The 23038-nt window shown below is 46.0% G+C and carries 15 protein-coding genes and 3 rRNA genes; 6 read left to right on the top strand and 12 right to left on the bottom strand.

Translation table 11 applies throughout. The annotated features are described in order from the left end of the window. Positions 1–255: 255 nt before the first annotated feature. From rrf to trxA, 9 genes are all read right to left on the bottom strand, one after another. A 5S ribosomal RNA gene (gene rrf, locus Q5H80_RS13975) occupies positions 256–371 on the bottom strand. A 149-nt stretch (positions 372–520) separates the two neighbouring features. After that, positions 521–3413 (bottom strand): 23S ribosomal RNA (locus tag Q5H80_RS13980). 369 nt (positions 3414–3782) lie between these two features. Then, positions 3783–5337 (bottom strand): 16S ribosomal RNA (locus tag Q5H80_RS13985). The 16S, 23S and 5S rRNA genes sit together here, the layout of an rRNA operon. A 565-nt stretch (positions 5338–5902) precedes the next feature. Then, positions 5903–6616, bottom strand: a complete 714-nt coding sequence (fre, locus tag Q5H80_RS13990; protein ID WP_009848201.1) for an NAD(P)H-flavin reductase — start codon at positions 6614–6616, stop codon at positions 5903–5905. 20 nt (positions 6617–6636) lie between these two features. Then, positions 6637–6906, bottom strand: coding sequence for a 2Fe-2S iron-sulfur cluster-binding protein (locus tag Q5H80_RS13995; protein WP_102308324.1), 270 nt, complete (start codon positions 6904–6906; stop codon positions 6637–6639). Continuing rightward, entirely contained in the window at positions 6903–8744 is a 1842-nt protein-coding gene (gene ubiD / locus Q5H80_RS14000; protein ID WP_304565826.1) for a 4-hydroxy-3-polyprenylbenzoate decarboxylase, read from the bottom strand. The genes Q5H80_RS13995 and ubiD overlap by 4 nt, the downstream gene beginning before the upstream one ends. A gap of 98 nt (positions 8745–8842) precedes the next feature. Further along, on the bottom strand, positions 8843–9838 hold the full coding sequence (locus Q5H80_RS14005) for a hypothetical protein (RefSeq protein WP_304565827.1): 996 nt from the start codon (positions 9836–9838) through the stop codon (positions 8843–8845). Positions 9839–9948: 110 nt separating this feature from the next. Further along, a complete protein-coding gene (gene rho, locus Q5H80_RS14010; protein ID WP_009848197.1) occupies positions 9949–11208 on the bottom strand; it encodes a transcription termination factor Rho in 1260 nt (419 codons plus the stop codon). A 199-nt stretch (positions 11209–11407) separates the two neighbouring features. Further along, positions 11408–11734, bottom strand: a complete 327-nt coding sequence (gene trxA, locus Q5H80_RS14015) for a thioredoxin TrxA (protein ID WP_004736635.1) — start codon at positions 11732–11734, stop codon at positions 11408–11410. A 111-nt stretch (positions 11735–11845) separates the two neighbouring features. On the opposite strand from trxA, the gene rhlB reads away from it, so the two are divergent. Then, complete coding sequence (gene rhlB, locus Q5H80_RS14020) at positions 11846–13156, top strand: ATP-dependent RNA helicase RhlB (RefSeq protein WP_004736636.1); 1311 nt, start codon at positions 11846–11848, stop codon at positions 13154–13156. A 6-nt stretch (positions 13157–13162) separates the two neighbouring features. After that, positions 13163–14656, top strand: coding sequence for a guanosine-5'-triphosphate,3'-diphosphate diphosphatase (gppA, locus tag Q5H80_RS14025; RefSeq protein ID WP_304565840.1), 1494 nt, complete (start codon positions 13163–13165; stop codon positions 14654–14656). Between the two features lie 101 nt (positions 14657–14757). Here the strand turns inward: gppA and Q5H80_RS14030 are convergent, their stop codons facing one another. The 3 genes from Q5H80_RS14030 to recQ all read right to left on the bottom strand — a co-directional run bounded on the left by Q5H80_RS14030 (position 14758) and on the right by recQ (position 17921). After that, on the bottom strand, positions 14758–15429 hold the full coding sequence (locus Q5H80_RS14030; protein ID WP_304565841.1) for a 7-cyano-7-deazaguanine/7-aminomethyl-7-deazaguanine transporter: 672 nt from the start codon (positions 15427–15429) through the stop codon (positions 14758–14760). Between the two features lie 264 nt (positions 15430–15693). After that, complete coding sequence (locus tag Q5H80_RS14035) at positions 15694–16005, bottom strand: DUF3630 family protein (RefSeq protein WP_009848192.1); 312 nt, start codon at positions 16003–16005, stop codon at positions 15694–15696. 77 nt (positions 16006–16082) lie between these two features. Further along, positions 16083–17921 carry an ATP-dependent DNA helicase RecQ gene (gene recQ, locus Q5H80_RS14040; RefSeq protein WP_146454381.1) on the bottom strand — a complete coding sequence of 613 codons (1839 nt, stop codon included), beginning with the start codon at positions 17919–17921 and terminating at the stop codon, positions 16083–16085. 179 nt (positions 17922–18100) lie between these two features. Here recQ and rarD point away from each other — a divergent pair, with 179 nt between their 5' ends. The 4 genes from rarD to ggt all read left to right on the top strand — a co-directional run bounded on the left by rarD (position 18101) and on the right by ggt (position 22501). After that, on the top strand, positions 18101–19009 hold the full coding sequence (rarD, locus tag Q5H80_RS14045) for an EamA family transporter RarD (RefSeq protein WP_304565859.1): 909 nt from the start codon (positions 18101–18103) through the stop codon (positions 19007–19009). Between the two features lie 86 nt (positions 19010–19095). Then, positions 19096–19890: an AraC family transcriptional regulator gene (locus Q5H80_RS14050; protein WP_304565861.1), complete on the top strand. Its 795-nt coding sequence runs from the start codon at positions 19096–19098 to the stop codon at positions 19888–19890. Between the two features lie 99 nt (positions 19891–19989). Beyond that, positions 19990–20652 carry a LysE family translocator gene (locus Q5H80_RS14055; RefSeq protein ID WP_304565863.1) on the top strand — a complete coding sequence of 221 codons (663 nt, stop codon included), beginning with the start codon at positions 19990–19992 and terminating at the stop codon, positions 20650–20652. Positions 20653–20743: 91 nt separating this feature from the next. Beyond that, positions 20744–22501, top strand: coding sequence for a gamma-glutamyltransferase (gene ggt / locus Q5H80_RS14060; RefSeq protein WP_304565865.1), 1758 nt, complete (start codon positions 20744–20746; stop codon positions 22499–22501). Positions 22502–23038 lie beyond the last annotated feature (537 nt).

The following is a 23038-nucleotide window of genomic DNA, read 5'->3' on the forward strand; positions in this document are numbered from 1 at the left end:
GGTCACTCAGTTCATTGAAATCAAGTTTGTTACCGAAGTAACTGTTACTACCTAAGTAATAACGTTTTGATATTCATCAACGAGTGCCCACACAGATTGATAGGTTTAAATTGTTAAAGAGCTTTGCTTTCAGCGCCTTAGCACGTAAGCAGGACGCGTATAATACGCTTTTCACTTTGAAAGTCAACATAAAACTCTAAGAAACTTAGAACTCTATGGTGACTTGTCTAGAAACTAGACAAAGTCGAAATTAAAGCCTGGCGATGTCCTACTCTCACATGGGGAAACCCCACACTACCATCGGCGCTATTGTGTTTCACTTCTGAGTTCGGCATGGAATCAGGTGGGTCCACAATGCTATGGTCGCCAAGCAAATTTTGCTTTTACTTTCAGTTTTTTAAAAACTGAAGGCAAAATAATCTGGAAAGCTGCTTCTCTATTTAATAGAGCTATAAAAGTTATTTCTCTTCAAACTCATTCAAGGTCTGTCTTTGAGTCCACAAAACCCCTTGGGTGTTGTATGGTTAAGCCTCACGGGCAATTAGTACAGGTTAGCTCAATGCCTCGCAGCACTTACACACCCTGCCTATCAACGTCGTAGTCTACGACAACCCTTTAGGACGCTTAAAGCGTCAGGGAAAACTCATCTCAAGGCTCGCTTCCCGCTTAGATGCTTTCAGCGGTTATCGATTCCGAACTTAGCTACCGGGCAATGCCATTGGCATGACAACCCGAACACCAGAGGTTCGTCCACTCCGGTCCTCTCGTACTAGGAGCAGCCCCTTTCAATTTTCCAACGCCCACGGCAGATAGGGACCGAACTGTCTCACGACGTTCTAAACCCAGCTCGCGTACCACTTTAAATGGCGAACAGCCATACCCTTGGGACCGACTTCAGCCCCAGGATGTGATGAGCCGACATCGAGGTGCCAAACACCGCCGTCGATATGAACTCTTGGGCGGTATCAGCCTGTTATCCCCGGAGTACCTTTTATCCGTTGAGCGATGGCCCTTCCATTCAGAACCACCGGATCACTATGACCTGCTTTCGCACCTGCTCGAATTGTCATTCTCGCAGTCAAGCGGGCTTATGCCATTGCACTAACCACACGATGTCCAACCGTGTTTAGCCCACCTTCGTGCTCCTCCGTTACTCTTTGGGAGGAGACCGCCCCAGTCAAACTACCCACCAGGCACTGTCCGTAACCCCGATTCAGGGGCCAACGTTAGAACATCAAAACTACAAGGGTGGTATTTCAAGGACGACTCCACCACATCTAGCGACGCGGTTTCATAGTCTCCCACCTATCCTACACATGTAGGTTCAATGTTCAGTGCCAAGCTGTAGTAAAGGTTCACGGGGTCTTTCCGTCTAGCCGCGGGTACACTGCATCTTCACAGCGATTTCAATTTCACTGAGTCTCGGGTGGAGACAGCGTGGCCATCATTACGCCATTCGTGCAGGTCGGAACTTACCCGACAAGGAATTTCGCTACCTTAGGACCGTTATAGTTACGGCCGCCGTTTACCGGGGCTTCGATCAAGAGCTTCGACCGAAGTCTAACCCCATCAATTAACCTTCCGGCACCGGGCAGGCGTCACACCGTATACGTCATCTTACGATTTTGCACAGTGCTGTGTTTTTAATAAACAGTTGCAGCCACCTGGTATCTGCGACTCTCGTCTGCTCCATCCGCAAGGGACTTCACTGATAAGAGCGTACCTTCTCCCGAAGTTACGGTACCATTTTGCCTAGTTCCTTCACCCGAGTTCTCTCAAGCGCCTTGGTATTCTCTACCCGACCACCTGTGTCGGTTTGGGGTACGATTCCTTACAATCTGAAGCTTAGAGGCTTTTCCTGGAAGCATGGCATCAATGACTTCACTACCGTAGTAGCTCGACATCGTATCTCAGCGTTAAGAAAGTCCGGATTTACCTAAACTTTCCGCCTACATACTTGAACCTGGACAACCGTCGCCAGGCCCACCTAGCCTTCTCCGTCCCCCCATCGCAATTGTAAGAAGTACGGGAATATTAACCCGTTTCCCATCGACTACGCCTTTCGGCCTCGCCTTAGGAGTCGACTTACCCTGCCCCGATTAACGTTGGACAGGAACCCTTGGTCTTCCGGCGAGGGAGTTTTTCACTCCCTTTATCGTTACTCATGTCAGCATTCGCACTTCTGATACCTCCAGCATGCCTTACAGCACACCTTCAACGGCTTACAGAACGCTCCCCTACCCCACATACCCTAAGGTACGTAGCCGCAGCTTCGGTGTATAGCTTAGCCCCGTTACATCTTCCGCGCAGGCCGACTCGACCAGTGAGCTATTACGCTTTCTTTAAATGATGGCTGCTTCTAAGCCAACATCCTGGCTGTCTGAGCCTTCCCACATCGTTTCCCACTTAGCTATACTTTGGGACCTTAGCTGGCGGTCTGGGTTGTTTCCCTCTCCACGACGGACGTTAGCACCCGCCGTGTGTCTCCCGGATAGTACTTACTGGTATTCGGAGTTTGCAAAGGGTTGGTAAGTCGGGATGACCCCCTAGCCTTAACAGTGCTCTACCCCCAGTAGTATTCGTCCGAGGCGCTACCTAAATAGCTTTCGGGGAGAACCAGCTATCTCCAGGTTTGATTGGCCTTTCACCCCTAGCCACAAGTCATCCGCTAATTTTTCAACATTAGTCGGTTCGGTCCTCCAGTTGATGTTACTCAACCTTCAACCTGCCCATGGCTAGATCACCTGGTTTCGGGTCTAATCCTAGCAACTGTACGCCCAGTTAAGACTCGGTTTCCCTACGGCTCCCCTAAACGGTTAACCTTGCTACTAAAATTAAGTCGCTGACCCATTATACAAAAGGTACGCAGTCACACCACGAAGGTGCTCCTACTGCTTGTACGTACACGGTTTCAGGTTCTATTTCACTCCCCTCACAGGGGTTCTTTTCGCCTTTCCCTCACGGTACTGGTTCACTATCGGTCAGTCAGTAGTATTTAGCCTTGGAGGATGGTCCCCCCATATTCAGACAGGATATCACGTGTCCCGCCCTACTCGTTTTCACTGATTATGATGTGTCGGTTACGGGGCTATCACCCTTTATTGCGAGACTTTCCAGACTCTTCACCTGCATCATTAAAAGCTTAAGGGCTAATCCAATTTCGCTCGCCGCTACTTTCGGAATCTCGGTTGATTTCTCTTCCTCGGGGTACTTAGATGTTTCAGTTCCCCCGGTTTGCCTCCTGTTGCTATGTATTCACAACAGGATACTTACTTATGTAAGTGGGTTTCCCCATTCAGGAATCCCAGACTCAAAAGGTTATTACTACCTAATCTGGGCTTATCGCAAGTTATTACGCCTTTCATCGCCTCTGACTGCCAAGGCATCCACCGTGTACGCTTAGTCACTTAACCATACAACCCGAAAGGGTCTTAGCGTATGGCAACTAACCAAGGTTTTTGGTTGTCATCAAGAAGGGTTAATTCTCAATGACTGTTTGCCGGACTCAATTGTGAATCAAACTAAGTTTGATTCGAATACAAGACACTTGAATGTGTTTGTTGTGTTTATACCGTTCTTATTAAATAAGAGCAGATAAACATTGAGAACTTTTAAATTTGATTTGAATTACTCGTAAGTAATCAAATCAGTCAGCTTTCCAAATTGTTAAAGAGCATAAAGCAAAAAGCTTTAATCAATAACTTACGTTATTAATTAAAGCTCTGGCTTTAACTAAATCTAAACCATCAATCTGTGTGGACACTCATCGTGGTATCTTCGTATAAGGAGGTGATCCAGCCCCAGGTTCCCCTAGGGCTACCTTGTTACGACTTCACCCCAGTCATGAACCACAAAGTGGTGAGCGTCCTCCCCGAAAGGTTAAACTACCCACTTCTTTTGCAGCCCACTCCCATGGTGTGACGGGCGGTGTGTACAAGGCCCGGGAACGTATTCACCGTGACATTCTGATTCACGATTACTAGCGATTCCGACTTCATGGAGTCGAGTTGCAGACTCCAATCCGGACTACGACGCACTTTTTGGGATTCGCTCACTATCGCTAGCTTGCTGCCCTCTGTATGCGCCATTGTAGCACGTGTGTAGCCCTACTCGTAAGGGCCATGATGACTTGACGTCGTCCCCACCTTCCTCCGGTTTATCACCGGCAGTCTCCCTGGAGTTCCCGACATTACTCGCTGGCAAACAAGGATAAGGGTTGCGCTCGTTGCGGGACTTAACCCAACATTTCACAACACGAGCTGACGACAGCCATGCAGCACCTGTCTCAGAGCTCCCGAAGGCACACCTGTGTCTCCACTGGCTTCTCTGGATGTCAAGAGTAGGTAAGGTTCTTCGCGTTGCATCGAATTAAACCACATGCTCCACCGCTTGTGCGGGCCCCCGTCAATTCATTTGAGTTTTAATCTTGCGACCGTACTCCCCAGGCGGTCTACTTAACGCGTTAGCTCCGAAAGCCACGGCTCAAGGCCACAACCTCCAAGTAGACATCGTTTACGGCGTGGACTACCAGGGTATCTAATCCTGTTTGCTCCCCACGCTTTCGCATCTGAGTGTCAGTGTCTGTCCAGGGGGCCGCCTTCGCCACTGGTATTCCTTCAGATCTCTACGCATTTCACCGCTACACCTGAAATTCTACCCCCCTCTACAGCACTCTAGTTCACCAGTTTCAAATGCAGTTCCGAGGTTGAGCCCCGGGCTTTCACATCTGACTTAATGAACCACCTGCATGCGCTTTACGCCCAGTAATTCCGATTAACGCTCGCACCCTCCGTATTACCGCGGCTGCTGGCACGGAGTTAGCCGGTGCTTCTTCTGTTGCTAACGTCAAGAGATAACGCTATTAACGTTACCCCCTTCCTCACAACTGAAAGTACTTTACAACCCGAAGGCCTTCTTCATACACGCGGCATGGCTGCATCAGGCTTTCGCCCATTGTGCAATATTCCCCACTGCTGCCTCCCGTAGGAGTCTGGACCGTGTCTCAGTTCCAGTGTGGCTGATCATCCTCTCAGACCAGCTAGGGATCGTCGCCTTGGTGAGCCATTACCTCACCAACTAGCTAATCCCACCTAGGCATATCTTGACGCGAGAGGCCCGAAGGTCCCCCTCTTTGGCCCGTAGGCATTATGCGGTATTAGCCATCGTTTCCAATGGTTATCCCCCACATCAAGGCAATTTCCTAGGCATTACTCACCCGTCCGCCGCTCGACGCCCATTAAATCCTCCGAAGAATCAATAATGTCGTTTCCGCTCGACTTGCATGTGTTAGGCCTGCCGCCAGCGTTCAATCTGAGCCATGATCAAACTCTTCAATTTAAGATTTTGTGACTCAACGAATACTGACTTCAAAACTAATATTTACCGAAGTAAACATGTAATTCTAAAGCTATTACCATTCCAACAGAATGGTAATGAATTGACTGTGCCGAATAACTACAAGTAGTTAAACGTATTGGTCACTCAGTTCATTGAAATCAAGTTTGATTCCGAAGAATCTGTTTTATCTAACGATAAAACGTTTTGATATTCATCAACGAGTGCCCACACAGATTGATAGGTTTAAATTGTTAAAGAGCTTCACTTGTTGAGCGTTCCTTTAAGTAAGGAGCCTCTCGAAGTGGACGGCCATTCTAGCGAATTAACATTCAGTGTCAAATACTTTTTGAAAATTAATTTCTTGTCGCTTTCCGTCTAACTGATTCTTGCTGAAGCCTTATGGCGCCTGCCGTCTCAGTGGTGTCGCATTATAGGGAACCCTCTCAGCTTAGCAACTACTTTTTCATAAAAAATGAATAAATAGAGCTTAAGTGCTTAATAGTTCACCTAAACGGAAAAAAGAGAGCATTTCTACTCTCTTTTTGCTCTAAATCTAAAAGTATTCTTAGATAAATGCGTAAGCATCTGCGTACATATGGTCACGCTTTGCTTCTTTATTCTGAGTAAATAGGTCTCTTGCAGCACCTGCCATTTCGAAACGACCCGCTATGTAGATATCGAAATCAGCTAATGATTCGAAACTTTGTGTGATTGCTTCAAGTACATTACCTGTTTGACCGTGCCAAACTTCAGGTGCTTCTTCTACTACTGGTACAAAATGTACATTGCTGTGTTTTGCTGCAATGTCGACAAGCTCTTCTTTCGCATATAGCTGGCACTCATCTTTTGCGCCCCAGTATAGATGAATCTCTTTTTTACTGTTCTGCGCGATGCAGTGATCGAGAATAGAGCGCACGTAGCTAAAGCCAGTACCACCAGCAATTAGTAACAGAGGACGATCGCTTTCTTCTTTAACCCACGCGTCACCGTGCGGAGCATCAATAGCTATATCACCATCTTCAGCTTGCGCTTTCTTCATGGCCTCAACGACTTCTGAAGCGTAAGCATTGTGCTCAGCTGCACCAATATGTAACTCAAGCTCGCCTTCATGGCGACAAGGGCTGCTTGCAATCGAAAATGGACGCTTGTCTTTTTCACCCATTTCAACCATCAAGTATTGACCCGCTTTAAAAGCTACCGGTGTTTCTGGGTGAAGTAGGATTTGGTAAGTATTACAAGCCAATGGCTCGATAGACTTCACTTTACATTTAATAGTCATGTTCTTCCTCTCACTAACCCTTAATCGGCAAAGGTTAGAACTAAATTACTTTCTGCAAATGCTTGGCAAGCAAAAATCCAACCTTGTAGCTGCTCTTTCTCTGTGAGCATGGGTTCAAGGTGGTAACTCACTTGGCCTTCTAATTTTTTGCACATACACATAGCACATGCACCAACTTGGCAGCGGTTTGGAAAATTGATATTGCTGTTGAGCGCAGCATCCAAAACCGTTTGCCCTTTTTCTACGGTAAAACTAATATTTTCTGGGTATAAGACTACTTGGAAGCTCATGAGATTCCTAGCTGTTCCCAGATGCTATCAATTTTTTTAACTACGTCTGGGTTCTTAGTGATTGGAACACCCCACTCACGTAGGCATTCACCTTCAAACTTGTTCGTCGCATCTAGACCCATTTTTGAGTGTCCAGTTTGGTTTTTCAGGAAGAACGTATCTCTTGCCGGATCCATTCTTGTAGTCACCGCCCAGATAATGTCATTCCAATCACTAACGTAAACGTCACTATCACACACGATGACAAACTTGTTCTCATCGAACTGAGACCAAACCGCTTCAATGATTTTCTTACCATTGCCTGCCGCTTGTTTATCGATTGACACAACGACCATGCACGCATTGTCATTCTGTAAGTAAATATCAATAATTTCAGGGAAGGTTTCGGTTAACTCAGCTAGGCAACCTTCAATATGCTGACTACCTACAGGTAAAGATTTAGCATCAGATGATAGTGCCAGCTCCGCATCCCACTTCTTAGTAATATCTAAACCCATTTTTGAGCCTAAACCTACCACTGGCGATGCAAAGTCTAGTGAATCGATAGGTGTGTTCTCTATCATCAGGCTATCACGAGACGGATCCATATGTTCACACATGGCAGCGGTCACTTGAGACCAATCTCGAGCGTTAACATCCTCATCGCATACCAAGACAAATTTGGTGTACATGAATTGGCGTAGGAAAGACCATACACCCATCATCACTCGCTTAGCGTGACCTGGGTATTGCTTCTTCATGGTCACTACCGCCATTCGGTACGAACAACCTTCAGGTGGTAAGTAGAAGTCTTCTATCTCTGGGAATTGCTTTTGAAGAATAGGAACAAACACTTCATTTAACGCAACACCTAGTACCGCAGGCTCATCAGGTGGACGGCCAGTATAGGTACTGTGATAGATAGGGTTCTCGCGCATGGTTACATGAGTAATAGTGAACACATGATGCTTTTCTTTCTCGTTGTAGTAACCAGTATGGTCTCCGTAAGGTCCTTCATCCGCGAATTCATTCGGGTCGATGTAACCTTCCATCACGATTTCCGCACTTGCAGGAACATCTAAATCATTGCTGATTGATTTAACAACCTCAGTTTTACTACCGCGTAGTAAGCCTGCAAACGCGTATTCCGATAAAGTATCCGGCACTGGTGTAACGGCACCAAGAATCGTGGCAGGATCTGCACCAAACGCTACCGATACAGGAAATGGTTTACCTGGGTTGGATTCCATCCAATCACGCAGATCAAGCGCACCACCACGATGGGCTAACCAACGCATGATGATTTTATTCTTACCGATCTTTTGCTGACGATAGATACCTAAGTTTTGGCGTTTCTTATTCGGCCCGCGAGTAACGGTCAAACCCCATGTTAACAATGGTGCGACATCATCAGCCCAGCAACTCATTACCGGAATTTTATCAAGATCGACGTCATCACCCTGCCATACGATTTGCTGACAGGCAGCCTTACGAAGACGTTTAGCCGGCATGTTTAAGACTTGCTTAAACACAGGCAGTTTATCAAGAGCGTCTTTAAAACCTTTTGGTGGCTCAGGTTCTTTTAAGTAAGCAAGCAACTTGCCCACTTCACGCAATTCTTTAACTTCCTGACGGCCCATACCAATAGCAACACGGTTAGGTGTACCGAATAGATTGGTCAAAATAGGCATGTCATAGCCTACGGGATTTTCAAATAAAAGAGCCGGGCCACCAGCACGTAGAGTACGGTCGCTAATCTCGGTCATTTCATAGTCTGGGTCAACAGGGTGAGAAATGCGTTTCAACTGACCAATACTTTCAAGGTGGTCGATAAAATCACGTAAATCTTTAAAACTCATAGGACTTCTACATGCTGATTATTCTGCGCTCAGTATATCAAAAAGGGTGACGCTGAGATCCCCCTTTTTAGTGTGGTTATTGAGAGACAAAATCCACTTTATGGCAATGCTTGCTCGATCAAAGAGCTTTTCACCTGAGGGTTATCATTCACAAGATCTTGCAACCATCGCGTATGACCTTGTTTAGCTAATTCACGAGCGACTAATGGCGCTTCATCGGCAATCGCCATCCTAGAAATAAGGAACTGCTTCACCTCTTCTGAGAGTGGGTTGACCTTGGTGAGCAAAGTAATCGCTTCATCTTTCAAGCGCGGATTCTTAGTCGCTGCCATTACCTGTTCTAACGCGAACGTTTGTTTAGTTTTAGCGAGTCGCTCTAACTCTGCTTGGCTATGATAATCGGCCTTCATTCGCCATAGAATCTTATAGACCTCAGGGTCTTCGCTCACTTGCGCTAATCGAACCACCACCTCAGTAGAAGGTAACCAGCTAACAATAGAAGATGCGGTGAGTTGCTTAGTCAGGTAATCAACAGCTTCTGGAGACAAACTGTCTAGCTCTCTAATTAGTAGCGCTTCTCGCGTTTGAACTTGATACTCAGGCCCTGACAACCACTCATTAAGGTTGAGCTCCTGTTTCTCTGCATCCAATACAAACACCAGTGTCTTTTGGTCTTGGTGCCATTGTTTGATCAGTCGATTTGCTATCGAAGGGTAATTAAAAGCAGGTACCGTAAATTCATAGCCCTCCCCACGTTCTAATACTTGGTAAGTCGGCGTGATAGCGAGCTGTTGCTCAATGAAGATGGACATCTTAGGGGTAAGTACAATCTCTTGCTGTTCGAGCTTCTTCAAGAGTTGATAGCGAGCTACCTCTTGCTGGGGAAATGTCAGACGCTCAAGCGCAAAGCGTAGTGAGTTGACCTCGTCACGCACGACTAGATCGAGTAATTCAGCAGTTTTCAGTTTTACTTGATCATTCTCAAGCCAAGACTCTACTGTAAGTGGAGACATCTCAGTGGCATAACTCATGCCGACCGGTGAAAGTAACAGTGAAGTAGACAGGAGTAATGATGACAACAGTCCATGTTGCATTTTAACTTCCTCGTAACACTTTTGCTCATTCTGCAAGCTGCCGCGACAAAATGCAAATAAAAAGCGCCACCCGAAGGCAGCGCTTTTTAATAACTATCAGCTAATCAAGATTACTGACGACGCATTGCGTCAAAGAACTCATCGTTCGTTTTAGTCATTGCTAGCTTATCGATAAGGAATTCCATTGCATCGATTTCGCCCATTGGGTGAACAATCTTACGCAGGATCCACATCTTCTGTAGTTCATCGTTCTTGGTAAGAAGCTCTTCACGACGAGTACCAGAGCGGTTGAAGTCAATCGCTGGGAATACGCGTTTTTCAGCAATCTTACGGTTAAGGTGCAGTTCCATGTTACCTGTACCTTTGAATTCTTCGTAGATAACTTCATCCATCTTAGAACCAGTATCAACCAGTGCTGTTGCGATGATAGTTAAGCTACCGCCTTCTTCTACGTTACGTGCCGCACCGAAGAAACGCTTTGGACGATGTAGAGCATTCGCATCAACACCACCAGTAAGAACTTTACCTGAAGAAGGGATCACAGTGTTGTAAGCACGAGCTAGACGAGTAATTGAATCCAGTAGGATAACCACGTCTTTCTTGTGTTCAACAAGACGCTTCGCCTTCTCGATTACCATTTCTGCTACTTGTACGTGGCGAGATGCTGGTTCATCAAACGTCGATGCGATTACTTCGCCTTTAACTAGGCGCTGCATTTCTGTTACTTCTTCTGGACGCTCATCGATAAGTAGAACCATTAGTTCACACTCAGGATGGTTACGAGCAATGCTTTGAGCAATATTTTGCAAAAGCATTGTCTTACCCGCTTTTGGCGGAGCAACAATCAGACCACGCTGACCTTTACCAATTGGAGAAGCAAGGTCAAGAATACGAGCTGTGATATCTTCAGTTGCACCATTACCCGCTTCCATCACCATACGTTCGTTGGCGTGAAGAGGAGTAAGGTTTTCGAAAAGAATCTTGTTACGAGCGTTATCTGGTTTATCGTAGTTAACCGTATTTACTTTAAGCAGAGCAAAGTAACGTTCGCCATCTTTAGGTGGACGGATTTTACCGCCAATAGAGTCACCTGTACGAAGGTTAAAACGACGAATCTGGCTCGGTGATACATAAATATCATCAGGACCAGCAAGGTATGAGCTGTCTGCACTACGTAGGAAGCCAAAACCGTCTTGAAGAATTTCTAGAACACCATCACCAAAGATGTCCTCACCACTTTTTGCGTGTGCTTTAAGGATGGAGAAGATAATGTCTTGTTTTCTTAAGCGAGCTTGATTTTCAAGACCTAGGCTTTCGCTAAGTTTAACAAGTTCAGACACAGGTCTGTTCTTCAGTTCAGTAAGATTCATAGTGGTGGAAGTTTGTTTAGTCAAAATAGGGTCTGTTTTCTTAAGTTAAGAAGGATTTGGTCACAGGCTCGACCAAGAAGAGAATTTGTTCAATTAACGTGCGATAAATTAGCACTAAAACTAAGACTAGTCCATAGCTTAGAAAAAACAAAACCGCGCATTTGTTAACTGCACGGTTTCTTTTCAAATGCTGACCTGATTATAGGTTAGCGTCTAGGAACTCTTTAAGTTGAGTTTTAGACAATGCACCAACTTTAGTTGCTGCTACGCCACCATCTTTGAAAAGAAGTAGCGTTGGAATACCGCGAATACCAAATTTTGGTGGAGTACCTGCATTTTGGTCGATATTTAATTTACCGATTGTGAGCTTACCTTCGTACTCGTTTGCGATTTCATCAAGAATCGGCGCAATCATTTTACATGGACCACACCATTCTGCCCAAAAATCAACAAGAACAGGGCCTGCAGCATTGATTACATCGTTATCAAAACCGTCATCAGTTAGCTGCAAAATCTTATCACTCATCTTCCACTCCAATGTATTTTTTAGAACTGGTTGGATGATAACCAGTAAATAGATGCCCTATTGGAATGTATTTACTTTCGTATTGCAAGCTTAAGCTGATATTCTATAGCAATGAAAAAGACGCATATCACAGAGCAAAAGTTCGCCGACTTGGATTTACTTCCTCAAGTCATTGAAGGATTGGAGAAAAAAGGGTTCGATTATTGTACCCCTATCCAAGCCTTGGCGCTCCCGGTACTGCTCACCGGCCAAGACATTGCAGGCCAGGCCCAAACGGGTACTGGTAAAACGCTTGCGTTTCTTACTGCTACTTTTAACCACCTGCTAAAAACACCTGAGCATGAAGGGCGTAAGCCTAACCAGCCACGTGCGATTATTATGGCACCAACGCGTGAACTTGCGATTCAGATCTACAACGATGCTGACTCTCTGGTTGAAAGCACAGGTATCAAAGCAGCACTCGCTTACGGTGGCGAAAGCTACGACAAGCAACTAGGTAAGATCGAAGAAGGCGCAGATATCTTAATTGGTACTACTGGCCGTATCATCGATTTCTACAAGCAGAAGGTATTTAACCTTAACCACATTCAAGCAGTTGTTCTTGACGAAGCTGATCGCATGTTCGATCTTGGCTTCATCAAAGACATTCGCTTCTTGTTCCGCCGTATGCCTGAGCCAAAAGATCGTCTGAACATGCTGTTCTCTGCGACATTGTCTTACCGCGTACAAGAGCTAGCGTTCGAACACATGCACAACCCAGAACACGTGGTTGTTGAGCCAGAGCGTAAAACAGGTCACCGCATTCAAGAAGAGCTGTTCTACCCTTCTAACGAACATAAGATGGCTCTTCTACAAACGTTAATCGAAGAAGAATGGCCCGATCGTGCAATCATCTTCGCTAACACTAAGCACAAGTGTGAATCAGTTTGGGGCCACTTGGCTGCAGATGGTCACCGTGTTGGCCTACTAACTGGCGATGTTCCTCAGAAGAAACGTGAAAAGATTCTTGAGCAATTCACTAAAGGTGATGTTGACCTGCTTGTCGCAACGGATGTTGCAGCTCGTGGCCTACACATCCCTCAAGTAACACACGTATTCAACTTTGACCTACCTGACGATTGTGAAGATTACGTTCACCGTATCGGCCGTACAGGTCGTGCTGGTGAAAGCGGTCACTCGATCAGCTTTGCTTGTGAAGATTACGCAATCAACTTGCCACCAATCGAAGAATACATTGAGCACGCTATCCCAATGTCTGACTACGATGCTTCTGCACTACTGGAAGATCTGCCAGCACCGATGCGCTTACGTACACGTAACCCGCAACAACGCCGCTCAAACAACAATGGCCCACGCAACGGTAACCGTAAACCAAACCAGAACCGTCGCCCACGCCAACCGCGTCATAACAAGGAAGCTTAGTCGCTTATGAGTCAGACAGTGTCACCACCGCTTTATGCTGCAATCGACCTCGGGTCGAACAGTTTTCATATGCTCGTTGTGCGTCATATCGATGGCAGCGTACAAACCATGGCTAAAATTAAGCGCAAAGTTCGTTTAGCTGCAGGCTTAGATGAAAATAATGCGCTTAGTTCTGAAGCCATGCAGCGCGGTTGGGACTGTTTGAGTCTCTTTGCAGAGCGACTGCAAGATATTCCGAAAGAAAATATCCGCATTGTTGGTACAGCGACCCTACGTACCGCTATCAATGTGGATATATTTCTCGCGAAAGCGAACCAGATCCTTGGTTACGACATCAATGTTATCTCTGGAGAAGAAGAAGCTGCGACTATCTATAAAGGCGTAGCACACACTTCTGGTGGCAGCGGCCGCCGACTAGTGGTTGATATTGGTGGTGCAAGTACCGAGATGATCATCGGTGAAGGTTTCTCAGCCAAAGCCTTAACTAGCCTAAAGATGGGTTGTGTTACTTGGCTTGAACGCCACTTTAAAGATCGCCAATTAACCGCAACCAACTTCAACAATGCCATTGAAGCGGCTAAGTCTACGTTGGCTCCTATCCTAGATAGCTACACTGATATCGGATGGGATGTGTGTGTTGGTGCCAGTGGTACCGTTCAAGCACTGCAAGAAATCATGTTGGCGCAAGGCATGGATGAAGTCATTACTCATGCCAAACTCAAGCGTCTACAAAAACAAGCCATGATTACAGAGCGCTTAGAAGAGCTTGAGATTGAAGGCTTAACCCTTGAGCGCGCACTAGTGTTCCCAAGTGGTCTTTCTATTCTTATCGCTATTTTTGAGCTGCTTGAAATAGATTCAATGACACTCGCAGGCGGCGCACTCCGTGAAGGTTTAGCCTACGAAATGGTTGATGAGCTACGCCAAGAAGATATCCGTGCACGTACCATCAAGAGCGTGCAATCACGCTATCAAATGGACGTAAGCTACGGTGAACAAGTAGCCGCAGTCGCACAAACTCTGTTAGATCAAGCGGGCGATGAAGCTTGGGTATCAGAACCTCAAGCCAGCGTTTTATTGCAAACCGCGGCCAAGCTTCATGAGATTGGTTTAACGATCGATTTCAAAAAAGGCGGCGAGCACAGTGCTTACCTACTGCAAAATCTAGACTTGCCAGGTTTTACCCGAGCACAAAAATACTACTTGGGTGAATTAACACGTCGTTACCGCGAGCAGTTAACTTCATTGCCAGAGCAACATGCAATCTCAGGCACCAGCAGCAAGCGTATTTTACGAATTCTGCGTTTAGCTATTTTGTTGACCCACCGTCGCAATCCAGAGCTAGAACCTGAGTTCAAGCTGACAACTGATGATAATAACCTGACCTTGACGCTTTCTAAGCAATGGCTAGCAAACAACCCGCTTACTGCTGCAGAGCTAGAGATCGAGTCGAATAGACAAACTGATATTGGCTGGCCACTGAATATTGAATGCCTCTGATATTAGTATCTGACGCTAGAAATTAAAAAAGCCCAAGTTAGTCTACTAACTTGGGCTTTTTCTTATCGCAGTATCAATGCTTTGCGTTACAAATATCAAACTTAAGCGTTAACGCCTGTCGCTTTAAAATCAGGATTCACAGCGGTTAGCTTTCTAACAATGTAATTAAGAAGTACACCATACATAGGCACGAACAGACCTAAACTAATGATAAGTTTGAATCCATAATCAACTAAGGCAATCTCAGTCCAGTGCTCAGCCATAAATGGATCTGGGCTTTGGTAGAAAGCAATCGCAAAAAACGCAATGGTATCGAGAGCATTACCAAATAGCGTTGAACATGTTGGGGCGACCCACCACTGCTTAAGCTGACGTAGACGGTTGAAAACATGCACATCCAAGATCTGCCCCAACAAATAAGCCATGAAGCTCGCTGCTGCGATACGTGCAACAAACAAGTTGAACTCACCGAGTTGGCTAAAGCCTTGGAATGAACCTTCAAAAAACACCACAGACAATAAATAAGAAACGGCCAGTGCAGGCAACATCACTAAGAAAATGATTTTACGAGCAAGCTGCGCGCCAAAAATGCGTACTGTGAGATCGGTCGCTAGGAAGATAAACGGGAAAGTGAAAGCACCCCAAGTGGTGTGCATACCGAAGACGGTAAAAGGGAGCTGAACCAAATAATTGCTTGATGCAATAATGATCAAATGGAACAAAACTAATAGTGCTAGGGCTTTGCGCTGTTGCGCAGGGGTAAAGTTACTCATGCTGTACCTTTTTAGTTTGGTTTGGGGGTGAGGGAACCCAAATCGAGTCATTTCTTCGAATAATCCAAGAAAGCTCTTACCAATAATGTGAATTAAAAATGTTTCTATAATTTGCTCTATTGAGCGGCGGGCGATTATACATTAATCAATATTGGCTGCAATGGTGAGAACAAACGCAAACGTTTATCCTCACTTTTATTGGTGAATGACGTTAGAAGCTCTATTTTTAGAAGCTATGCTAAACGTTAGAAACCACGCTTGAAGTTAGAAGCCGCGCTTGAAAAGCGTCGCTAAATAATCAAACTCTTCTCGGCTCTCTTCAGCGTTTAACGACTCAAACCAAATTGATTCACTGTAATGCTCAGACTTTAAGAACATCCGACAATCTTCAAAATCGATCAACCAAGAGTGCATGTCAGCGTCCCACTGCTTTTCCACCACAGAAGCAGACAACAATGCCACTAGCTTTTCACCTAACACTTCGTAAGAATCAAAATCAAAACTTGGAGACGTAATCAATAAACGCCCTTCCTCAGCCAAATACTCTCTTAAGCCAAATTCTGTTGGTGTTGTCATGTCCCTATCAACCTTATTCTTTTCTATGAGCTAATCGTTTTATAGCTAAACGCTTCTGAAAACTAGCAATTAGCCAATTAACCGTGTGTGGTGATGTGTTCTTGAATCAAATCTAAGAATGGATCAGCGTACTTATCGAGTTTGCGTTGACCAACACCATTGACTGCCAGCATCTCGCCATAAGATGTGGGTAGGATTTCGGCCATATCAATCAGAGTCGCATCACTGAATACCACATAAGGTGGCAAACCATCTTCATCAGCGATCGATTTACGTAGCTTACGCAGTTTGGCAAACAGCTTCTTATCGTAGTTCTTGCTGCTGAGTTTATCGGACTTAGCATTACGAACTGCGGTATCTAAACGAGGCACAGCCAACTCCAAAGACATCTCACCACGCAGTAACGGGCGGGCTTCTTCTGTTAACTGTAATGTTGAGTTACGAGTGATGTTTTGGAACAACAAACCTTTGTGAATCAGCTGACGGAAGATACTGATCCAGTAATCGTGGCTATGGTCGCGGCCGATACCGTAAGTAGACAGCTTATCGTGACCATTATCGCGCACACGGATATTCTGCATACCGCGCATCACCTCGACCACGTAGCCCATACCAAACGACTGATTCACTCGATACACACAAGACAACGCCTTCTGTGCCTCTTGGGTCGCATCAAAGTGTTTTGGTGGATCTAGGCAGATATCGCAGTTGCCGCATTGCTTCTCGCGATACTCGCCAAAGTAATTAAGCAGAACCTGACGACGACACGTTTGCGCTTCGGCAAAGGCACTCATCGCGTTCAGCTTGTGCATCTCAACTTGTTTTTGCGGGCCTTCTTCTTTCTCATCCAGCATACGACGCAGCCAACCCATATCAGCAGGGTCAAACAACATCATAGCTTCAGCAGGCAAGCCATCACGACCAGCACGGCCTGTCTCTTGATAGTAAGATTCGATGTTGCGTGGGATATCAAAGTGAACCACAAAGCGTACATTGGGTTTGTTGATGCCCATACCGAAGGCCACGGTCGCCACAACGATCTGAATATCATCACGTTGGAAAGCTTCTTGAACGTAAGCACGTTCGTCGGTGTCCATGCCAGCATGGTAACCCGCGGCGCGAATACCGTTATTGCACAGCTTCTCGGTCACCATCTCCACTTTCTTACGGCTACCACAGTAGATGATGCCGCAATTGCCTTTCTGTGTTTCTAGGTAGCGAACCACCTGAGACACCGGCTTGTGTTTCTCAACTAAGTTGTAGCGAATATTAGGACGATCGAAGCTGCCTAAGTAAGTGTGCGGATCCACCAGCTGCAAACGCGAGATAATATCTTTGCGCGTCGCATCATCAGCGGTTGCTGTAAGCGCCATGTAAGGCACATGAGGGAAATATTGCTTAAGCTGGCCTAGCGAAGCATATTCAGGTCGGAAATCATGTCCCCATTGAGAGATACAGTGCGCTTCATCGACCGCAATCATCGAAAGCGGTAAGCCTTGTAGACGCTCGATAAAGTCACGCATCAACACGCGCTCTGGCGAGACATACACCATTTTCAGCTGACCTGAGTTCATACGATTAAAGACCGAGATCAGATTCTCACGCGGCATTGACGAGTTAATGCACTCTGCCGCGACGCCGTTAGCTTTCAGCTGATCAACCTGGTCTTTCATCAACGAAATCAGCGGTGAGATAACCAGAGTTAGCCCTTCACGAACCAAAGCCGGGATTTGGTAACACAGAGATTTACCGCCACCAGTTGGCATAATCACCAAGCTGTCTTTGCCCTCAACGGCCAAATCAATGACCTCTTGCTGACCATCGCGAAAGCTTTGATAGCCGAACACATCTTGCAAGATGGTTTGCGCATCATTCGCGGGAGTTGGTATTTGCTCAGCAATCAGAGTGGCGGTCATTATGGTTCCTAATCGAGGTATGAAATCAGCAAGCATCTTCGGCAAGCAAGTCGCACATTGTAGAGGGGAACGCTGGCGAATTAAACCGCAAATTGTTAGGTGAAAAGGGTTATCGCTCCTATACTGACCAACTCTCTTATAAATCTTATTAATAAGCACTCAGTGCTAGAGAAAGATGCATGACTCCAGAAGAACAACAACGTACGCGCCAAGGAATTTTGCTTGCTGTAGGTGCCTACACAATGTGGGGGATCGCCCCTATATATTTCAAATCGTTAAGTGATGTTTCCCCGTTAGAGATCCTTAGCCACCGTGTAGTATGGTCTTTTTTCTTACTCGCTTTCTTACTACACATTGGCCGCAGCTGGCGTAAAGTCCGTGACACCCTGACCTCGAAGCCAAAAATGCTCTATTTGGTGGCGACGTCTATTTTGGTAGGCGCTAACTGGCTGATCTTTATTTGGGCGGTCAACTCCAATCACATGCTCGATGCAAGTTTGGGGTATTACATCAACCCACTGATTAACGTGTTGCTCGGGATGCTCTTCCTCGGCGAACGCTTACGTAAGCTGCAATGGTTTGCAGTGGCTCTTGCTGCGATTGGCGTATTAATCCAATTAGTTGCCTTCGGTTCAGTGCCGATCGTAGCCATTGCCCTAGCCTTTAGCTTCGGTTTTTATGGCTTACTGCGTAAGAAAGTGAGCTTGGAAGCACAAACCGGTTTGTTCATTGAGACTCTGGTTATGTTGCCTCTCGCAGCAACGTATCTACTGTTTATTGCTGATAGCCCAACCTCAGACTTCTCAATGAACCCGATGCAACTCAATCTATTACTGGTTGCTGCTGGTGTTATTACCACCATTCCACTGCTGTGTTTTACTGGCGCTGCAACACGCTTAAAGTTATCGACCCTCGGCTTCTTCCAGTACATTGGACCGAGCTTAATGTTCTTGTTAGCGGTGCTGATTTATGGCGAAGCGTTTACCAGTGACAAAGCGATTACCTTCGCCTTTATTTGGGGAGCTTTGGTAATATTCAGCTTTGACGGTCTACGTAACAACAGAAAGAACAAACGCGCTAAGCAGTAACACTGATCGTTTTTTACAAGACAATCCCTGAATACGAAGATAAGCTTGGTTGAATTGATGACTATTTGACCAAGCTTTTTTGTACCATGGATAAAGTCCACTATTACTCAACACCAACAGAAGATATCAGCCTGATCCAAGCTCAATACCAAGAGTTTGCTTTTCAGCGCCACTATCATTTGGACTTTCACATTGGCTTAATTACCCAAGGACAGCAGAAATTCGTCTATAAAGGGACGAGCCATAATGTTGGTGCTGGCCAAGTTGTTATCATGCCACCCGATGAGCTGCATGATGGGCACTCCAAACTCGATTCGGGTTATCAAGTCAGTGTATTTGCTGTCTCGCCGCAATGGCTGGGCGATCTTGCCGATCACAGAGAAAATGGTCACGCTTTAAGCTTTTCTGAGTTGATCCTCTCCGATCAAGCGACTTTTTTACAATTGTGTAACCTGCACGGGTTGCTTATCAATCAAAACATCAGCCAACTTGCTCAAGATTGCTTACCTTTCGAAGGCTTCTCGACGATTGTCGATCGTTATGCGAAATTTGGATCGAAAAGTGACATCAAACTGGGTAATCAATCGATTGATACGCTAAAAGACTATTTAATGGCGAATTTGGATCAACCAGTGCGATTAGAACAATTGTCTGAGTTGTGTGGTTTAACCACGACTCAATTCCAACGCCATTTTAAAAACAGAATGGGCATTACGCCTTATGCATGGCTGAGCCGTTTACGTATGGAGCAGAGCATGCGTCTGATTAAGTCTGGGATATGTGGTACCAAAGTCGCGCACCAAGTTGGCTTCTATGATCAAGCACACTTCTCTAAGGCTTTCAAAACCACATTCGGCGTACCACCGTCACAAATCAACTAAGTGTTGATAATTTACAATTGCTCGATTTCAAATCACGGTAAGCTACGCTCAATACGATTACTTATTTAAAAATAGCGGCAACGTTATTGAGAACTGACGATGAACGAAGTCACTATACTGATCACCCTAGCCTCTATCCACTTCATCGCTTTGATGAGCCCCGGCCCTGATTTTGCGTTAGTCGTGCAAAATGCGACGCGTCACGGACGCCAAACAGGCTTGTACATTGCTTTAGGTCTGTCTTGCGGGATCTTGCTGCATTCATTGCTGAGCCTGACGGGAATCAGTTACCTAGTCCACCAGCAGCCAACCATCTTTGCCATTATCCAATTGGCCGGCGGTAGCTACTTACTGTACTTAGGCTATGGCGCACTTAAAGCAACCTGGCAAATCATTCAGAACCACGACAATGATGCCGATAGCATTAATTCTAAAGATCTGATTCTGACCAACAAGCGTCAGGCATTTTCGAAAGGGTTTGCGACCAATATTCTCAACCCAAAGGCTTTGGTGTTCTTTATCAGCTTGATGTCGAGCCTAGTCCCTGCCGACATGTCTCTGTCGGGTAAAGGCTTTGCCCTGATCATCCTGTTTGGTCTGTCTCTATTTTGGTTCTCACTACTGGCGTGGATGCTTTCGACTAAGGCTCTACAAAAAAAACTCAGCGAAGCAACGGTATACATCGATGGCTTATGTGGCGTGGTGTTCAGCCTGATTGGCCTGAGTATTCTTTGGCAGTCGCTATCCGGTTTAATCGCTTAAATTCGAATCAAGATTACAATTCGTTAACAACACTCTGGCTATCTCATCTTTCCACTGCCAATCTAGCTCTGCATATTAAAAGGAGAAGATCATGCAGTGGAAAACAAAACTAACAACCCTCGCCACTTCTACCCTACTTTTTGCCTCTCACGTCAGTTGGGCAAATCAAGCTGCCGATTCCGTCGCACCCGAACAAAGTAGTGGTTTAGAAACCAAACAACTCGTTAAAGCCAATGATTGGATGGTCACCGCGGCCAACCCTCTCGCAGCACAAGCCGGCGCTGATGTACTTGCTCGTAGTGGTAACGCGATTGATGCCATGGTAGCGGTACAGCTTATGCTTGGCTTGGTAGAACCTCAGTCATCAGGTATTGGTGGTGGTGCGTTCCTTGTTTATTTTGATGGCAAGGACAAGCAACTCAAAACCTACGATGGTCGTGAAACTGCACCACTTGATGCAACACCACGCCTGTTCCAAGATGAAAATGGCCAACCACTTAAATTTTATGATGCCGTGGTTGGTGGTCGTTCTGTTGCCACCCCGGGCACCGTACAGCTGCTGTGGGATACCCACCAGAAATACGGCAAGTTAGAGTGGGCATCTCTGATCAAGCCAATTGCTCAACTGGCTGAAGAAGGTTTCACTATCAGCCCACGTTTAGCGACCTTGATTAAAAATGACCAAGAACGACTGAGCCGCTTTACCACCACCAAAGCCTACTTCTTCAATACCGATGGTAGTCCGAAAACAGCAGGCACCTTACTTAAAAACCCAGAATACGCAGCAACGTTAAAAGCGATCTCGAAGAACGGTGCCAAGGCCTTCTACCAGGGTGAGATCTCTGCGGATATCATCAATACCGTCCAAACCGCGAAAGGTAACCCGGGCGTACTGGCACAAAAAGACTTCGACGCCTACTCAATCAAGCAACGCGAGCCAGTTTGTTCTGCTTATGAGAGCTATCAAGTATGTGGAATGGGGCCACCCAGTTCAGGTGCATTGACGGTTGGACAAATTCTCGCGATGACCGAACAGTTTGATCTTAAATCATGGGGACCAAACGATGCGAAATCTTGGCAAGTGTTAGCGGACGCTTCTCGCCTAGCCTTTGCAGACCGTGGTATGTACATGGCAGATCAAGATTACGTGCCAATGCCAGCCCAAGGGTTAGTGAATACTGACTACTTGCAGGAACGTGCCCAGTTAATTACTTCTGGTAAGGCATTAGAAAGCGCACCATCGGGCACCCCACCGTGGGAGCACGCTATGCTGCGCAGCCAAGATGTTTCGATTGAATTACCGTCCACCAGCCACTTCAATATTGTCGATAGCGATGGTAACGTCGTGTCGATGACTACCACCATTGAGAATGCCTTTGGCTCACGTTTAATGGTGAGAGGCTTCCTGCTCAATAACGAACTCACGGACTTTTCATTCAAGACCCACAACGATGGTAAGCCTATAGCTAACCGCCTTGAACCGGGTAAGCGTCCGCGCTCTTCGATGGCACCGACCATCATCATGCAAGATGATAAACCTTACATGGCGATCGGTTCTCCGGGCGGAAGTCGTATCATAGGTTATGTGGCGCAAGCGATCATTGCTCATACCCAATGGGACATGGATATTCAGCAAGCAATCAACCAACCGCATTTCTTAAACCGCTTCGGCACCTTAGATCTGGAAAAAGGAACATCGGCGGAAAACTTCAAACCTGAGCTAGAAAAGATGGGGTTTGAAGTAAACGTTCGCGATCTGAACTCTGGTTTGCACGCTATTCGTCTTACAAAAGACGGCTTAGAAGGAGCTGCTGACCCTCGCCGTGAAGGTACTGCTATCGGCCAATAGGGAATAACCCTCCCTTTTTACTCACTGCCTTGTGCGAGATCTCTCACAAGGTAGTGAGTAAATATCGATATTTAACTGATAAATTAAACACCAACACACCATAAACCATTGAAACAAAACGATACGTACATTTATCATTCAAATAATTATACAGAAATTCACTTATTGCACCATTGCTGATAAATCAAGAATCGGTAGTATTAACGGTGTCGGAAGGATGCTGACACGGAACAGGAAACGCCAAGGACTTGGTTATCTTCAGGATGAAGATTCGATTACTCAGGATGAATAATCGGCATGGATAGCGAAATGGACATTGAATGGACGCAATAGTAACTAGGATGGTTGCTACTAAGGAAAGACAATGGACACCTCTGGACGAGGAAAGGACTGAACATCAGGATGATGTAAAGGACACCGCTCAAGGAACAAGTGACGCGCGCTAACGAGGATTGTTGGCAGATCAGGATAAGATCAAGGACACCGCTAGGAAGGCGACGAAAGGAATACGCTGAAGGATAACAGCACACTATCATG

The organism is Vibrio sp. SNU_ST1 (assembly GCF_030563405.1).
Lineage (GTDB): Bacteria > Pseudomonadota > Gammaproteobacteria > Enterobacterales > Vibrionaceae > Vibrio.

What these genes read in the sequence shown, in the direction of transcription:
- Q5H80_RS14050 (WP_304565861.1), top strand. Translation starts at nt 19,096, where the DNA reads ATGGATAAAGTCCACTATTACTCAACACCAACAGAAGATATCAGCCTG.
- Q5H80_RS14035 (WP_009848192.1), bottom strand. Translation starts at nt 16,005, where the DNA reads ATGACAACACCAACAGAATTTGGCTTAAGAGAGTATTTGGCTGAGGAA.
- ubiD (WP_304565826.1), bottom strand. Translation starts at nt 8,744, where the DNA reads ATGAGTTTTAAAGATTTACGTGATTTTATCGACCACCTTGAAAGTATT.
- recQ (WP_146454381.1), bottom strand. Translation starts at nt 17,921, where the DNA reads ATGACCGCCACTCTGATTGCTGAGCAAATACCAACTCCCGCGAATGAT.
- ggt (WP_304565865.1), top strand. Translation starts at nt 20,744, where the DNA reads ATGCAGTGGAAAACAAAACTAACAACCCTCGCCACTTCTACCCTACTT.
- Q5H80_RS14055 (WP_304565863.1), top strand. Translation starts at nt 19,990, where the DNA reads ATGAACGAAGTCACTATACTGATCACCCTAGCCTCTATCCACTTCATC.
- gppA (WP_304565840.1), top strand. Translation starts at nt 13,163, where the DNA reads ATGAGTCAGACAGTGTCACCACCGCTTTATGCTGCAATCGACCTCGGG.
- Q5H80_RS14005 (WP_304565827.1), bottom strand. Translation starts at nt 9,838, where the DNA reads ATGCAACATGGACTGTTGTCATCATTACTCCTGTCTACTTCACTGTTA.
- fre (WP_009848201.1), bottom strand. Translation starts at nt 6,616, where the DNA reads ATGACTATTAAATGTAAAGTGAAGTCTATCGAGCCATTGGCTTGTAAT.
- trxA (WP_004736635.1), bottom strand. Translation starts at nt 11,734, where the DNA reads ATGAGTGATAAGATTTTGCAGCTAACTGATGACGGTTTTGATAACGAT.
- Q5H80_RS14030 (WP_304565841.1), bottom strand. Translation starts at nt 15,429, where the DNA reads ATGAGTAACTTTACCCCTGCGCAACAGCGCAAAGCCCTAGCACTATTA.
- Q5H80_RS13995 (WP_102308324.1), bottom strand. Translation starts at nt 6,906, where the DNA reads ATGAGCTTCCAAGTAGTCTTATACCCAGAAAATATTAGTTTTACCGTA.
- rho (WP_009848197.1), bottom strand. Translation starts at nt 11,208, where the DNA reads ATGAATCTTACTGAACTGAAGAACAGACCTGTGTCTGAACTTGTTAAA.
- rhlB (WP_004736636.1), top strand. Translation starts at nt 11,846, where the DNA reads ATGAAAAAGACGCATATCACAGAGCAAAAGTTCGCCGACTTGGATTTA.
- rarD (WP_304565859.1), top strand. Translation starts at nt 18,101, where the DNA reads ATGACTCCAGAAGAACAACAACGTACGCGCCAAGGAATTTTGCTTGCT.